Consider the following 14,164-nt stretch of genomic DNA (forward strand, 5'->3'; position numbering starts at 1 on the left):
TCCGGCAGCCGGACGCGGGCCGTGCCGATGTTGCCCTTAGGCTGTGTCGAATTCGTGGCGGCGGGGCCCCCGGCGACCCGATACATTCCCGTGCATGGGAGGTGGCACGGTGTCACAGAGTACGAACGGGGAAGACAATTTAGGCCGGCGCAACGCCTGGCTGTACTACCTGCTCGTCGGTGGTGTGGGCATCGTGCTGTTGCCGTTCACGGTGGCGCTGCACGACGCACCGTGGCCCGGGCCCTTCGCACTGCTCCTGCTCGTCGTCACCGCGGTTGGCGCGCTCCTGACGAACCTGCGCGCGCCCAAGCTGCGCACGCTCCTGGTCCGGCCCGGCGCGTTCGAGGCGCCGCCCTCGCACCTGCGGCTCGCCGCCAACGCCGCCGTCCTGCCGCCGGTGGTGGGGGTGCTGTTCAGCATCGTGTACGACGACGATGACTGGGGCGTGTTCACCTGGATGCTGTTCGCGGTGGCGCTCGGCTGCGTCTACCTGATGGTGTACACGTTCATGATGCTCCTGCGCGGCACGGGGCGCCTGATCCTGCGCGCCGACGGGCTGACCGTCGTGGACGGGACGACGACGCACGACGTACCGTGGGCGGCAATCATGTCCGGACCGCTGCCGACCGTGTTCGGCGTGGGGCGGCTGGGCATCCTGTGGCCGGAGCTGGTGACCACGACCGGCCTCGGGCGCAAGAAGAACCTGCAGCGCATCCAGCTGCAGCTGCAGTCCAGCGCCGTGGAGCGCGAGTTCCTGCACGACGTGGTCAACCACTACCTCAACCACCCCGAGGACCGGGCGTCGATCGGAACCCAGGAGGGGCTGGAGCACCTGCTGGCGGCGCTACCCGTGTAGGTACTGGGCGGCCGCGGCCAGCACGACCGGCGGCTTCGCGCGCAGGGCGCGCAGGTCCGCGACGAGCAGCGTGCCGTCGGACCGCCGCCGCTGCCGCCAGAACGGGTCCTCGGCGCGCGGCCCGCGCGCGTGCGGGACGGCGACGAGCACCGGACGGCGGTCGAGGCCGCGGCGGCGTACCTCGACGCGGACCTCCGCCCAGGGCAGGAAGTGCTGCCGGCCCCGGAGCGTGACGGTCACGCCGGCCCCGTCGAGCAGCAGCCGGGTCGCCTGGTGGCCCGCGGAGGCCATCCGCACGATCGGCAGGACCAGCCACAGGGCGCCGTACGCCCAGATCGGCCCGGCGAGGAACCAGGGGGCGACCTCGCTGTCGGTCGCCGCGAAGGTCAGCCCGCCGGCCAGCGCGCCGGCGGCGTAGAGGGCGGGGACGAGCAGCAGCCGCAGCGCCGCCCGGCCCACGATGGAGCCGACCGAGGTGGCGAACTCGGCCGGCGGGCCGCCCGGCCGGCTCGGCCACAGCGGCATGGGCTGCGACACGGGGGCGGGGGCCGGCAGCGGCGCCGCGACCGGGCTCACCGGGGCGGCCGGCATAGCCGAGACGGGGTAGGCGGGCTGCGGTACCGCGGCCGGAACGGGGCTGACCGGAGCGGCGCTGATCGGCACCGGGCTCGTGGGCATCGGGGGCATCGGCGCCGTCGGAGCGGGCGACGCCGGAGCGGGCGACGCCGGGGCCTGCGGCATCGGGGCCGACGGGATCGGAGCAGGCGGGATCGGGGCGGGCGGGATCGGGGCGGGCGGGATCGGGGCGGGCGGGATCGGAGCGGTCGCCGGGGCTGGGGAGTCGACGAGCAGGGCGCCCTCCGCCACCACGAGCTCGGGCTGGTCCAGCACGGTCGGGGCGATCTGCGTCGCCCGGTGCAGCTCGGTCGCGACCAGGGGCATCCGGGTCGAGCCGCCGACCAGGAACAGCCCGGCGATGCGGTCCCGGGGCGTGCGGGCCGCCTTGATCGTCGCGGTGGTCACGACCACCGTCTGGGCGACCAGGGCCAGCGCCCGGCCCTCCAGCTCGCCGCGGGTCACGTGCAGGTCCCGGTCGACGATCGGCACGAGGATCGCGGCCGAGGACTCGCGGGACAGCCGCTCCTTGAGCATCCGGGCGTCGTCGCGCAGCTGGCGGGCGGCCCGCCGGTCGGGCCGGGTCTGCGGGGCGAGCAGGCGCAGCCACTCGGCCGGGGCCGTGGGCTCCACGACCGCGCCGATGAGCTGGACCACGAGGTCGTCGACGTCGACGCCGCCCACGTCGTCGAGGCCGCGGTACGCCAGCGTCTCGAACCCGGCCGCCGTGCGCCGGACGACCGAGGCGTCGAAGGTGCCCGCCCCCAGGTCGTACACGACCACGCAGCCGCCCTCGGGGACGCCTTGGGCGAGGACGACGCTGAAGTAGGTGCCGGCCGCGACCGGCTCGGGCACCAGCCGCGGCTCGCGCAGCCCGGCGGCGCGGGCCGCGTCGAGCAGCACCTGCCGGCGGGCCGCGCCCCACTCGGCGGGGTAGGTCATCACGACGTCGTCGACCGCGACGCCGGCGACGTGCCGGGCCTCGTGCGCGACGCGCGTCAGCGTGGCCGCGACGACCTGCGTGAGCGGCACCGGGGCGTCGCCGAGCAGCAGGTCGAGCTCGTCGACGTGGCGCTTCGGATTCGGCTCGTAGCGCGTCGGGTCCAGCCGCGCGCTGTTCACCGCGTCGCGCCCGGTGGACAGGTGCCCCTCCGGCGCGGCGTACACGGCGGAGGGCAGCAGCGGGGACCCGTCGAACAGCAGCGGCCGGGTCTTGCCGTCGGGCCAGCGCAGGACCGCGACCGTGTTGGACGTGCCGTAGTCGACCGATAACGCGAACGCGCTCACGCCCGGAAAGGTAGAGCCCGGTCAGCCGGAGCGCATCCGGCGTTCGGACCTTCTTACGCGGCCATCCCGAGGGAGCGCAGATGGCGGGCCTCGCGCGCGGAACGGGCCAGGGCCTGGGTCGTGCGCGGGCCGGCGACGCCGTCGGCGGTGAGCCCCGCGCGGGCCTGGAAGCGGCGCAGCGCCTGCGGCAGTTCGGCCTCGAACGCCCCCGGGCGCAGCAGCCCCAGCTCGGCGAGCAGCGCCCGGACCTCGCGCGGGTCGGCGGGCGGCGCCGCCCCGTCGGAGGCGTTGACGGTGCCGGCGAGCGCGGCGCCGACGACGGTGAAGATGCGGCGAACGGTCATAGGTCGAGTGTGCTGCGGCAACGTTCGCGAGGCGTCAGGGAAAACCCTGTCAACCGACCCTGAAAGTCGCCCCCAGGTCGAGCGCGGCGCGGACCGGGTCGCCGTTCCAGCGGCTCGGGAACGCCTCGCGCAGGGTCCAGCCGGCGCGCAGCAGGGCCCGCTGCCGCTCGAGGTGGGCCCGGTTGCCGTCCGGGTGCGGGGCGCAGACGAAGCCGGCGCCGTCCACCACGAGGTCGACGGTCCAGCCGCCGACCCGGTACGCGGTGTGTACCTCCCTCCCGGCCGCGCGCAGCTCGGCGGCGAGGCGGGCGGCCCACGGTACCGCCGCCGGATCTTGATCTTCGAGGGCCGCGGGCGCCTCGGCGTGCGCGAGGAAGTCGGCGACCAGGCCGCTGCCGCCGGTGAGGGAGGTGACCACGACGAGGCGGCGCCGGGCCCGGGTGGTCATCACGTTGAACAGGTTCGGCTCGGCCGCGAAGCGCTGCCGGGCCGGGGTGTCGCCGTCGACGAGCCCCAGCGAGACGACGACGGTGTCGGCCTCGCCGCCCTGGAAGGCGTGCACGGTGCCGGAGCGCAGCCCGAGCCGGTCGATCTCGGCCGCGGTGAGCTCCTTGAGCAGCGCCGCCTCGATCGCGTCGGCCTGGGCGCGGAACGGCGTGACGATCCCGATCCCGGCCCCGCCCGCGGCGGCCAGGTCGCGCACGGTCGCCAGGACCGCGTCGACCTCGGCCCGGTTGACGCCGTCGCGCACCGCCGCCCCCTCGACCCGCACCACGTCGATGGCGTCCTCGCGCTCGGCCGCCGGGGTGCGCGTCATGAGCGTGAGCCGGCCGTCGTAGAAGCGGCGCGCGGCGAACGCGATCAGGTGCGGGGCGCACCGGTAGTGCTCGCCGAGCCAGGTCACCGGGGCGGCGCCGACGGCCACGTCGTAGGCGCTGGAGCGCCGCACGTCGATGCGGTCGGGCAGCCCGTGCCGCTGGAGGGTCGCGGCCACGTCGACGTCGGCGACGAACGACACGAAGCGCAGCTGGCTCGGGTCGCCGGCGACGAGGGCGCGCCGGGCCCGGGCCAGCACGGGCGCGGCCCGGATCTGGTCGATGTGCGCGGCCTCGTCGAGGATCACCAGGTCGAACAGGCCGGGCACGGGCGGCAGAAGGTCCTCGACGTCGGCCACGGTGCCGACCCACAGCGGCAGGGCCCGCACGAGCGCCGGCCCGTCCAGCGCGGCGAGGGCCTCCCGGCGGCGGTTGCGCCCGGCCCGCAGCGCGGCCCCCAGCTCGGCGGCGCTGGCGCGGGCGGCCTTGCCCCACCGGTCGGCGGCGGCCGCGGCGTCGCGCATCGCCGCCCCGACCGCCGCGCGCAGCCGCTCGTCGGCCTCCAGCAGCCCCGGCCACACCGGCGCCAGGTCGGTCCCGCCGGCGACGGCGAGCGTGGCCGCGGCCCGGTCGGCCTCGACCGCCTCGAGCAGGGCGGCGAGCCGTTGCGCGGTGACGCCCGCCAGCCGGCGAATCCGCCATTCCCGTAGAAACCGTGCCCCGAGGAGCTTTTGCGCCTTGTGTACGTCGAAGCCGGCCTCGAACACGCGTGGCGCCTCGGCGCGCAGGCCGGCCAGCAGCGGCTCCCACACGGCCATGGTGGCGGCCTTGCGCTCCAGGTCCAGCGCCGCGCCGATCGCCGCCTCCAGGCGCTCGACCGCGGCCGCGGCCGCGCGCACCTCGCCCCGGCGGCCGTCGAGCACCTTGCCGTCCACCCCCGCGGGCCGCCCGGACGTGAGCGCGAGGGCGAACCGGTCCCGGCGCTCGGCGTCGCCGAACAGCACCGGCTCGGCCCCCGGGAACCGGCCGAGCAGCCCGCCGAGCACCTCGGCGGCGTGACCGGCCTGGGTGGCGACGAGCACGGAGCCGCCGCGGTACACGGTGTCGAGCGCGGCCGCGACGACGGCGTGGCTCTTGCCGTTGCCGGGCGGCCCGGACACGACGACGATCCGCTCGCGGCGCACGCGCCGGACGACCTCGCGCTGGGCGTCGTTGAGCGGCAGCGGCGAGTACACGTCGTCGTCGGCCGGGTCGTCGCCGGCCGGCCCGTCCCCGTACACCTGGGCCAGGGCGGTCAGCTCCAGCCCCGGGCGGGTGGACCAGGCGCGGAGGGTGTCGCGCAGGCCGGGCGTGGCGACGTCCCGGGCCACGTACAGCGCCGCGACCGCCTGCCCGACCAGCTCGTCCTCGGGCAGCTTGGCGACCGCGCCGACGCGGGCGGGCTTGAACCCGGCCCCCTCGGCCGCGGCCTGGACCCACGCGGCGGTACCGCTCCCGGCGAGCCACGGGGCCGTCCCGATCCCGGGCGCCGACTCGAGCGCCGCGGCGAGCTCGCGGTCCCCGATCAGCGGCGTGACCTCGAGATCGCCGGCGGGCTCGACCCGGTACCCGCGCAGCCGGCCCCCCGACCCCTCCAGCCGCACCGGCTCGTACAGCAGCGGCAGCCGCACGGTCCGCGCCGACCCGTCGACGTCGGCGGTGCCGAGCAGCCAGGCCCAGCCCCGGCGCAGGAGCCGCTCTTCGCGGTGCAGCGAGTCGAGCGCGGCGAGCCGCTGGGCGGCCGTGTTGCCCGGCACCCGATCGGGATCGTCGAGCCACAGCGGCGCGGGCGCGCCCCGGGCGACGTCGAGCACACGGTCCCGCCCGGCCGGTGCGAGGTCGGCGAGCGCGGCGAGGACGCGGCTGGGCTCCATAGGTGCCCGATTCTGTCACCACGGGGCCAGGGGCTGTATCGAAGTGGATGGCCGGGCTGCGGCGGACTCAGGCGTCGGCTCGCTCCGACCCCCACTTCGATACAGCCCCTAGACCTCCGGCGCCGCCACCGAGTACAGGTTCACGCGGGTGTTGACCATCCGGCGCGGGACGAACGCGTTGATGGCCGTGAGCGCCGCCCGCGTCCGAAAGGGCAGCGTGCCGCGCACCGGCCAGGCCGGGCGGGTCAGGGTGTGCGACTCGCGCAGGGTCAGGCCCAGGTCCCACCGCTCCGGCTCCCGCGGGTCCTCGCACGCCCACACGAGGTCGGCCGCCATGCGCTGCAGCGGTCCCCGCGGCCGGGCGACGATCCACGCCCCGTACGTGTCCAGCGCGACCCGGCACCCCGGGAACCCGGACGCGACCCGGGCCAGCGCCGCGCGCACGTCGGGCGGCGAAAGGTACACGAGCACGCCCTCGGCCAGGAAGAGATACGGACCCGGCGCCTCCGCCACCTGCGGCACCCAGTCCGCGTCCAGCAGCGAGCCGGTCACGGTCCGGCGGCGCTCGCCGTCGGGCAGCAGGGAACGGCGCAGGGCGGCGGCGTCCGGCAGGTCGACGAAGAGCCAGTTCGCGGTGCCGTTGTCGAGGCGGTCGGCGCGCGTGCTGAGGCCGGCGCCCAGCTCGACCACCGTCCCGTGTGGACATTCGGCCAGGAAGTCGCGGGTCCACGCGTCGTAGGAGCCCGAGCGCAGCACGTGGAACAGGGCCGTGAGCCCGGCGTGGCGCTCGAAGATGCCGAAGTCGAAGTCGATGGCCTCGACCAGGCGGCGGGCCTCCCCGTCGCCGGCGGTGGCACGCGCGTGGAGAGTGATGAGCATGGTCTGCTGGACCGCCCCGAGCTCCATGGCGAGCAGCATAGACGGTGGCCTTCGTCGCATTTTGTCGGTTCAGTAAGGTTTATGTCAGGTCGCGGATTGACACCGGCGTAGGCCGCCCATACGGTTCGAGCCACCATGACGCACCTCGGCGGATCATCGAAGCTGCTCAGGGCCATGAACGACGCGGCCGCCCTGAGTCATGTGCTGGAACGCGGGCCGCTGACCCGTGGGGAGCTGCGCGATCTCACGGGGCTGTCGAAGCCGACGATCTCCGAGGCGCTGCGGCGTCTCACGGAGGCGCGGCTGGTGAGCGTCGTGGGCTATGTGAGCGCCGGGCCGGGGCCCAACGCCGAGGTCTACGCGGTGAACCCGGACGCGGCCTACGCGGTCGCGCTGTCGGTACGCGACCAGAAGGACCGCGGCACCCCGACCGTGACCGCCGCCGTGACCGACCTCGCCGGCACGGTCCGCGGGCGCCTCGAGTCCACCGTCGACTTCGCCAGCACCGACACCGTGGCCGCGGTCGCCGACACCGTCGACGAGGTCTGCAAGGAGGCCGGCGTCTCCCGCGACCCGGTGGCGCACGTGCAGATCGCCGTCGCCGGCTCCTACGACCAGCGCGGCGACGTGCTGCACCACGTCGAGGTGCCCGGCTGGGGCCGCCCCGGGCTCGTCGAGGACCTGCGCAAGCGCCTGGGCGTGCCCGTCGGCGTCGACAACGACGTGAACCTGGCCGCGGTCGCCGAGCGGGCCCACGGCGCCGGGCGCGACGCGGAGAGCTTCGCGCTGCTGTGGCTCGGCGAGGCGGGCCTGGGCCTGGCCATCGACCTCGGCGGCACCCTGCTGCGGGGCGCGCGGGGCGGGGCGGGCGAGATCGGGTACATGCCGATCTCCGGCCGGACCAACTTCCAGCGGCTCGTCGGCGGGGCCGCGGTCCTCGAGCTGGGGGCGGCCCACGGCTTCGCCGCCCCGACGGCGGCCGGCACCATGGCCGCCGTGACGGCCCGCGCGGCCGGCCAGGACCCGGCCGCCACCGAGTTCGTCACCACGCTGGCCGGCCGTATCGCGATCGGCCTGTCGGCGGTCGTGGCCGTGCTCGACCCGCCGCTGGTCGTCATCGGCGGCGAGGTCGGCCAGGCCGGCGGCGAGCTGCTCGGCACCGCGGTCGCCGCGGCCCTGGCCGAGGCGGCCCCGCTCGACACCACGATCGCCACGACCCAGGTCCAGGACGACGCGGCCCTGCTGGGCGCCCAGGAGGCCGGGCGCGCGTCGGTACGGGAGACCCTGCTGGCGGACCTGAGCCGGCCCTAGTCGTCCTCGGTCTTCTTCGTCCGCCGCTTGCGCGTGGCCCGCTTGCGCGGCCGCGGCGCCCCCGAGGCGAGCTTCGTGTAGGTCAGCATGTTCGCCAGCCCGATCCCGACCGCGGCGAACAGCACCTGGATGCCCAGCTCCCACCAGCTCCACTGGATCTTCCAGACCTTCACGACGGCGTTGTCGTCGAGGTTGACCAGCTCGGCCACGAGCGTGCCGAGCAGCGCCGCCCCGACGCCGATCAGGAACGTGATGAACACGCCGATCGACTGCTTGCCGGGGAGCACGAGCCGCCCGAGCACGCCGATCACCAGGCCGATGGGGATGGCCACCCAGAAGTCGTTGATGTGCATTGGTCCCGAGCTCCCCTCGCGTACGTCGACACGGGACCGTACACGATCAGCTCCCGGCCGCAGTGACGGGTGTCGACCCGGGCCCCGGCCGCCCCTTGTTACCGGGGCCGACCCGAGGGACGGTGGAATCGGGAGATTCCGGAAGGGGGCGCGTCATGCTGCTGGAACACAACCCGATCGTCGTCGGCGTGGACGGGTCGGCCGCCTCGCTGGGCGCCGTGCGGTGGGGGGCCGACGAGGCCGCCCGCCAGCAACGAACGCTGCGGATCGTGCACGCCATGAACTGGGAGGGCCCGGCCGACGGCCAGGGCCTGGTGCTGGACGCCGCCGCGGAGGCGAAGACCTGGCAGCCGGGCATCGCGGTGGAGACGATGACCCAGGGCGGCTCCCCCGCGTGGGTCCTGCGCGAACAGTCCCGCACCGCGGCCCTGGTGGTCATCGGCGGCCGGGTCCACGACGGCGGCGTGCTCGACGCCTCGGTCGGCGCCCACCTGTCGGGGTTCGCCCACTGCCCGGTCCTGGTGGTCAACAACGGCTGGCGCTGGGCCGACCCGATGGCCGCGCTGCCGGCCCACGCCCCGATCGTCGTCGGCGTGGACGGCTCCCCGTCGAGCCAGCGGGCCCTGGCCTTCGGCTACGGCGAGGCGGCGTCCCGCCATGTGCCGCTGCTGGCGGTGCACGCCGGGCGCGCCCGGCCGCACGACGCCGTGGCGGCCGGGCTGGAGCCGTGGCTGCGCCGCCACCCGGAGGTCGAGACGCGGTTCGACGCCCGGGACACGGGCGTGCTGGAGACGCTCACCGAGGCCGCCCGCAACGCGCTCATGCTGGTGGTGGGGGCGCACCGGGTGGGCTGGTACGAGCAGCCCCGCCCGAACCCGGTGACCCAGATGGTCGTGCACCACGCGTCGTCACCGGTCATGGTGACCAGGAGCGTCTAGACACCCGGCACCGGGTCCATACCGCGCGGCCCACCCGGACGGCAGCGGGCGAGCCGCCGCGTGGCCAGCCAGACCCCGCGCACGGCGCCGTGGCGGGTGATGGCCTCGGCCGCGTAGTGCGAGCAGCTCGGCGTGAACCGGCAGCACGGCTCCGCGCGCCTGGCCGAGATCTCCGTCTGATACCGCCGGATCGCCCCGACCATCGGCCCCTCGGCCGAGGCGGCCCGGCGGGGCGAGCGCGCCATCGTGAACAACATGCTCGGCAGTGACAGCAGCCCCAGCATGAGGCAGCTGCCGTCGATCGCCTCTCCGATGCAGCAGCCGGTCTCCAGCAGGCAGGCGTCGCGCAGGCAGGTGTTGCCGCCGCGCTGGTACTGGTAGTCCGGGTGCCGTCGGTACCGTCGTCGGTTCATGTCTCAACGTGATACCTGTCCGGCGCCACCACTAAGGGTGATCCCCGGATCAGCTGGCGCTGGACTCGCGCGCCTCCTGCAGCACCCCGGCCGCCGCCAGGTCCGAGATCACGTCGTTCAGGGCGTCGATCTCGGCGTCGGTGTTGGCCGCGGTGACCTGCACCCGGAAGCCCACCTGGTCGCGCGGCACGCCCGGGTAGGGGGCCAGCGTCACGAACAGGCCCCGCTGCCACAGCCGCTCCGACACCTCGACCAGGTCGCGGTCCAGCGCGATCGGCAGCTCGATGATCGGGGTGTCGTCGGTGTTGGGCGTGAACACGCCGAGGCCGCGCACGTGGCTGAGCACGCGCATCGTCATGCGGTGCAGCTCCGCGCGCAGCTTGTCGCCCCGGTCCGCGTTCACGTCGAGGCCCGCGAGCACCGTGGCCAGCGAGGCGGTCGGGGACGGGCCGGAGTAGAGGTACGGCGCCGCCGAGGCCTTGAGCCGGTTCTTGAGCACCGTCGGCACAGCGAGGAACGCCATCAGCGACGAGTACGCCTTCGAGAACCCGCCGACCATCACCACGTCGTCGTAGGACTCCCCGAAGTACCGGATGATGCTGTTGCCGGTGGTGCCGTAGGGGCTGGTCTCGTCGGGCGAGCGGGTGCCGATGACGCCGAAGCCGTGCGCGTCGTCGATGTAGAGCACGGCGCCGTGCGCGCGGCACAGGTCGAGGTACGCCCGGACGTCCGGGATGTTGCCCGTCATGCTGTTCACGCCGTCCATGCACACCAGCACCGGCCCGCCCGCCGCGGCCGCGCCCGGCAGCAGCGACGCCAGCTCGTCCAGGGAGCGGAAGCGCGACAGCGTGGCGCCCTGGGCCCGGGCGAAGACGCAGCCGTCCCAGACGGTCTTGTGGGCCCGGGCGTCGATGAGCACCGTGCCGCGCTGGACCAGCACCGGGATCACGGACAGGTGGATCTGGGTGATGGTGGGCAGTACCAGGGCGTCCTCGGCACCTAATAACGACGCCAGGCGCTCCTCGATCTGCGGGTACAGCGCCGGGTTGCCCAGCATCCGCGACCACGACGGGTGCGTGCCCCATCGGCGCAGCTGCTCCTCGACGGCCCCGATGATCTGCGGCTCGAGGTCGAAGCCGAGGTAGTTGCACGAGGCCCAGTCGGTCAGCCAGTGCTCGCCGACGCGGATGCGGCGCCCGTCGACCTCCTCGATGACGGCGTCGTAGAAGCGGGTCTCGGTGCGGAGCCGGGCGATGCCGCTGTACCGCGGGTCAAGGTCAACTTCGCTGGCCAGCTCTGAGGCGTGCACAAATCCTCCGGGGTGGTTCAGGCCGCGGTGCGACCTCCCCGTTGAGGCCCCGACGCATCATCCGACAACCATTGACTGGCGTCACGGTAGCTCAAGGGCCGGGAGAACAAGTAACCTTGACCATGGTCGCAACCCATCGTGACCAGCAGCTCGCGTTCCGCTCCGGTCTCGATCCCCTCGGCGACGACCTGCAGCTTCAGGATCCTGGCCAGCTGCACGATCATGTCGACCACGGCGTGCTGCTCGGTCGAGGAGACCACGGTGTCGATGAAGCTCTTGTCGAGCTTGAGCACGTCGACGGGGAGCCGGCGCAGGTACGACAGCGACGAGAAGCCGGTGCCGAAGTCGTCGATGGCGATGCGCACCCCGGCCTGGCGCAGCGCGGCCAGCTCGGCCGCGACCTCGCCGTCGTCGTGCAGCAGCAGGCTCTCCGTCATCTCCAGCAGCAGCCCGCCGGGCGGCAGGCCCATGCGGTCGATCTCGGCGAGCACCCACTGCGCGAACTCCGGCGAGCGGAACTGCCGGGCCGAGACGTTCACCGAGACGTAGATCTCGTCGCCGGGGTAGGCGATGCGCCACTGCGCCGCCGCGGTGATCGACTGGGTGAGCACCCAGGCGCCGAGCGGGACGATGAGCCCGCTCTCCTCGGCCACGGAGATGAACTCGTCCGGCGGCACCATGCCGCGGGTCGGGTGGTCCCAGCGCACGAGCGCCTCGAAGCCGCGGGTGCGGTCGTCGGCGAGGGTCACGATGGGCTGGAAGTGCAGCAGGAAGGCCTCGTCGGCGATGGCCCGGTCGAGGTCGGCGCGCAGCTTGTGGCGCTCGACGACGGCGCTGTGCAGCGAGGACTCGAAGCGCCGCCAGCGGTCGCGGCCGGCGTCCTTGGCCACGTACACCGCGAGGTCGGCGTGGCGCAGCAGCTCCTGCGCGCTGGCCGCCTCGGCGGTGGTCGACACCCCGATGCTGGCGGTGGCGCTCACCGTGCCGTGGGCCAGCTCGAACGGCGCCTTGAAGCTGCGCAGCACCCGCTCGGCGACCCGCTCCACCTCGGCGGAGGTGCCGGCCCGGCGGACCAGGGCGGCGAACTCGTCGCCGCCGAGCCGGGCGACGGTGCCGGCCGCGCCGTAGGAGCCGTCGACGGCCCGCAGCGCCTCGGTGAGCCGCTGCCCGACCGCGACGAGCAGGGCGTCGCCGGCGGCGTGGCCGAAGGTGTCGTTGACGACCTTGAAGTCGTCGAGCTCGATGATGAGCACGCCGACCGTCGCGCCGGTCTCGGCGCCGGAGGCCACCGCCTCCTGGACCCGGGTCAGGAAGACCTCGCGGTTGGGCAGGCCGGTCAGGGCGTCGAAGGTGGCGCGCTGGTACAGCTCCGCCTGCAGCCGGCTGCGCTCGGTCACGTCCCGCAGGGTCACCACGACGCCGCGCACGGTCGGCTCGGCGCGCAGGTCGCGGAAGGTCGCCTCGACCAGCGCCGGCCGCCCGTCGGGGCCGGTCACCCGCAGGTCCTGCCCGGGCCGGTCGCGGTCGGCGCCCGCGTCGACCGGGCGCCGGGGCAGGTCGGCGGGCAGCGCGGCCGGGCGCCGCGCGGGCTCGGCCGCCCGGACCTCGGCGAGGCGCGCGGCGACCTCGTCCGCGCTCTCCCCGGCGAACGCCCCGGGCAGCGCGGTGCCGACGAGGTCGGAGCCGAACAGCGCCTGGGCCGACGGGCTGGCGTACCGCACCAGGTCGTCGTCGCCGACGATGAGGATGACGTCGGCGGTGTTGAGCACGAGGGTCCGGAAGTACGCCTCGCTGTTGCGCCGGCCCACCTCCTCGCCCAGCGCGATGCGCTCGAGGGCCATCGCGGCCTGGGTGGCGAGGATCTGCGCGGCCTCCTGCAGCCCGACGAGCATCACCTCGTCGGCGGCCACGTAGAGCGCCCGCTGCGCGGCCCGCCCGTCGGCGAGGGCCAGCGGGCAGCACAGGGTCACCTCGAAGTCGCCGAGCTCGGCCGCGACCGCTGGGTCCAACGCGGACGTGTACGGCATCGAGACCTTCGGCCCGAGCGCCGGGCCGAGGGTCACGGCGTGGGCGCGCCCGGGCGGCAGCAGCTCGGCCACGGCCGCGCGCACGGTGTCGGCGACGCCTTCGGCGTCGTTGGCCATGAGCAGCGCCGCGCCGGCACTGCGCAGGCGTCGCTCACGCTGCACGGTGAGCCGTTGCGCGCGCACGGCCCGGCCGAGCCGGAGCAGGACCAGCCCGGACAGCAGCGCGGACACGGCGGCGATGGCGGCGGCGTCGCGCACCCGGCCTCCCCGCATCTCGACGAACAACACGATCGGAGCGATGAACAGCGACAGCCCGAGCAGCAGCAGGCGGCCGAGCCGCTCGTCGCCGCCGCGCTGCACCTGGGGCTCGGTCAGCTGCCGCATCGAGGGATGCAGCGCCGCGACGCCCCACAGCACGTAGAAGGCGGCCCAGCCGATGTCGACCGGCCCGCCGACCGCCCAGTCCCCGGCCAGCTGGCGCAGGCCGTAGCCGACGTCGGAGCTGAGCAGCCCGATCCCGCCGAGGGCCAGCAGCGCGACGGCGGCGTTGAAGCGCACCGAGGCGATGAGCCGGGCCCCGACGAGCAGCACCACGATGTCGGCGAGCGGGTACGCGATGGAGATGCTGCGGTCCAGGGTGGACAGGCCCGGATTGTCCACGTAGGGCCGGATCAGGAAGATGTACGACAGCAGGCCGAGCCCCGCGGTGAGCGTGATCGCGTCGAACAGGCCGCCGGGGTCGCGCCGGACCACGCCGAGGCGGTAGAGCCAGACCATGGCCGCGGCGATGAGGACGTACACCGTGAGGTAGAAGGCGTCCGCGAGCGACGGGAACGCCTTCGCGTGCAGCCTGGTCAGCAGGTCGGCGATGAGGTCGCCGGTGATGAAGCACGCGACCGCGCCGGCCAGCAGCAGCCAGGGCGCGCGCTTGCGCGGCCGGTGCAGGTGTACCCCGAGCAGGACGGCGGCGACGCTCGCGTAGCCGATCGCGGACCACAGCACCGGATGCAGGTTGGGCAGCGCGAAGTTGACGGTCACCAGGACCGCCATCGCACCGGCGTACCCCGCCAGCACCCCGCGTGCCGACCCGTTCACCCTCAGCTG

The 14,164-nt window shown here is 74.8% G+C and carries 11 protein-coding genes; 3 read left to right on the plus strand and 8 right to left on the minus strand.

Annotated features, from left to right (window positions below):
* Positions 1 to 109: 109 nt before the first annotated feature.
* Complete coding sequence (locus AB0B76_RS11590; RefSeq protein ID WP_360373301.1) at positions 110 to 856, plus strand: hypothetical protein; 747 nt, start codon at positions 110 to 112, stop codon at positions 854 to 856.
* Here the strand turns inward: AB0B76_RS11590 and AB0B76_RS11595 are convergent.
* The 4 genes from AB0B76_RS11595 to AB0B76_RS11610 form a co-directional block, all read right to left on the minus strand.
* Complete coding sequence (locus tag AB0B76_RS11595) at positions 845 to 2,758, minus strand: Hsp70 family protein (RefSeq protein ID WP_360373304.1); 1,914 nt, start codon at positions 2,756 to 2,758, stop codon at positions 845 to 847. The genes AB0B76_RS11590 and AB0B76_RS11595 overlap by 12 nt on opposite strands.
* Before the next feature lie 53 nt (positions 2,759 to 2,811).
* A complete protein-coding gene (locus AB0B76_RS11600; RefSeq protein WP_360373307.1) occupies positions 2,812 to 3,102 on the minus strand; it encodes a peptidoglycan-binding domain-containing protein in 291 nt (96 codons plus the stop codon).
* A 49-nt stretch (positions 3,103 to 3,151) separates the two neighbouring features.
* On the minus strand, positions 3,152 to 5,830 hold the full coding sequence (locus AB0B76_RS11605; protein ID WP_360373310.1) for an AAA domain-containing protein: 2,679 nt from the start codon (positions 5,828 to 5,830) through the stop codon (positions 3,152 to 3,154).
* Positions 5,831 to 5,938: 108 nt separating this feature from the next.
* On the minus strand, positions 5,939 to 6,736 hold the full coding sequence (locus AB0B76_RS11610; protein WP_360373313.1) for a class I SAM-dependent methyltransferase: 798 nt from the start codon (positions 6,734 to 6,736) through the stop codon (positions 5,939 to 5,941).
* Positions 6,737 to 6,844: 108 nt separating this feature from the next.
* Here AB0B76_RS11610 and AB0B76_RS11615 point away from each other — a divergent pair, with 108 nt between their 5' ends.
* Positions 6,845 to 8,020 carry an ROK family transcriptional regulator gene (locus tag AB0B76_RS11615; RefSeq protein ID WP_360373315.1) on the plus strand — a complete coding sequence of 392 codons (1,176 nt, stop codon included), beginning with the start codon at positions 6,845 to 6,847 and terminating at the stop codon, positions 8,018 to 8,020.
* Here AB0B76_RS11615 and AB0B76_RS11620 read toward each other — a convergent pair.
* Entirely contained in the window at positions 8,017 to 8,373 is a 357-nt protein-coding gene (locus AB0B76_RS11620) for a GlsB/YeaQ/YmgE family stress response membrane protein (RefSeq protein ID WP_360373318.1), read from the minus strand. The two genes, AB0B76_RS11615 and AB0B76_RS11620, sit on opposite strands and share 4 nt — an antisense overlap.
* Positions 8,374 to 8,528: 155 nt before the next feature.
* Between AB0B76_RS11620 and AB0B76_RS11625 the strand changes: the two genes are divergently transcribed.
* Positions 8,529 to 9,311, plus strand: a complete 783-nt coding sequence (locus tag AB0B76_RS11625) for a universal stress protein (RefSeq protein ID WP_360373321.1) — start codon at positions 8,529 to 8,531, stop codon at positions 9,309 to 9,311.
* On the opposite strand, the gene yidD is transcribed toward AB0B76_RS11625, so the two are convergent.
* The 3 genes from yidD to AB0B76_RS11640 form a co-directional block, all read right to left on the minus strand.
* Complete coding sequence (gene yidD / locus AB0B76_RS11630) at positions 9,308 to 9,514, minus strand: membrane protein insertion efficiency factor YidD (RefSeq protein ID WP_360373643.1); 207 nt, start codon at positions 9,512 to 9,514, stop codon at positions 9,308 to 9,310. The genes AB0B76_RS11625 and yidD overlap by 4 nt on opposite strands.
* Before the next feature lie 259 nt (positions 9,515 to 9,773).
* Positions 9,774 to 11,033, minus strand: coding sequence for a pyridoxal phosphate-dependent aminotransferase family protein (locus AB0B76_RS11635; RefSeq protein WP_360373324.1), 1,260 nt, complete (start codon positions 11,031 to 11,033; stop codon positions 9,774 to 9,776).
* 17 nt (positions 11,034 to 11,050) lie between these two features.
* A complete protein-coding gene (locus tag AB0B76_RS11640) occupies positions 11,051 to 14,155 on the minus strand; it encodes an EAL domain-containing protein (RefSeq protein ID WP_360373327.1) in 3,105 nt (1,034 codons plus the stop codon).
* Positions 14,156 to 14,164: the final 9 nt, after the last annotated feature.

It is taken from the genome of Dactylosporangium sp. NPDC049140 (genome assembly GCF_040648435.1).

What these genes read in the sequence shown, in the direction of transcription:
- AB0B76_RS11600 (WP_360373307.1), bottom strand. Translation starts at nt 3,102, where the DNA reads ATGACCGTTCGCCGCATCTTCACCGTCGTCGGCGCCGCGCTCGCCGGC.
- AB0B76_RS11605 (WP_360373310.1), bottom strand. Translation starts at nt 5,830, where the DNA reads ATGGAGCCCAGCCGCGTCCTCGCCGCGCTCGCCGACCTCGCACCGGCC.
- AB0B76_RS11610 (WP_360373313.1), bottom strand. Translation starts at nt 6,736, where the DNA reads ATGGAGCTCGGGGCGGTCCAGCAGACCATGCTCATCACTCTCCACGCG.
- AB0B76_RS11615 (WP_360373315.1), top strand. Translation starts at nt 6,845, where the DNA reads ATGACGCACCTCGGCGGATCATCGAAGCTGCTCAGGGCCATGAACGAC.
- AB0B76_RS11620 (WP_360373318.1), bottom strand. Translation starts at nt 8,373, where the DNA reads ATGCACATCAACGACTTCTGGGTGGCCATCCCCATCGGCCTGGTGATC.
- AB0B76_RS11625 (WP_360373321.1), top strand. Translation starts at nt 8,529, where the DNA reads ATGCTGCTGGAACACAACCCGATCGTCGTCGGCGTGGACGGGTCGGCC.
- yidD (WP_360373643.1), bottom strand. Translation starts at nt 9,514, where the DNA reads ATGGTCGGGGCGATCCGGCGGTATCAGACGGAGATCTCGGCCAGGCGC.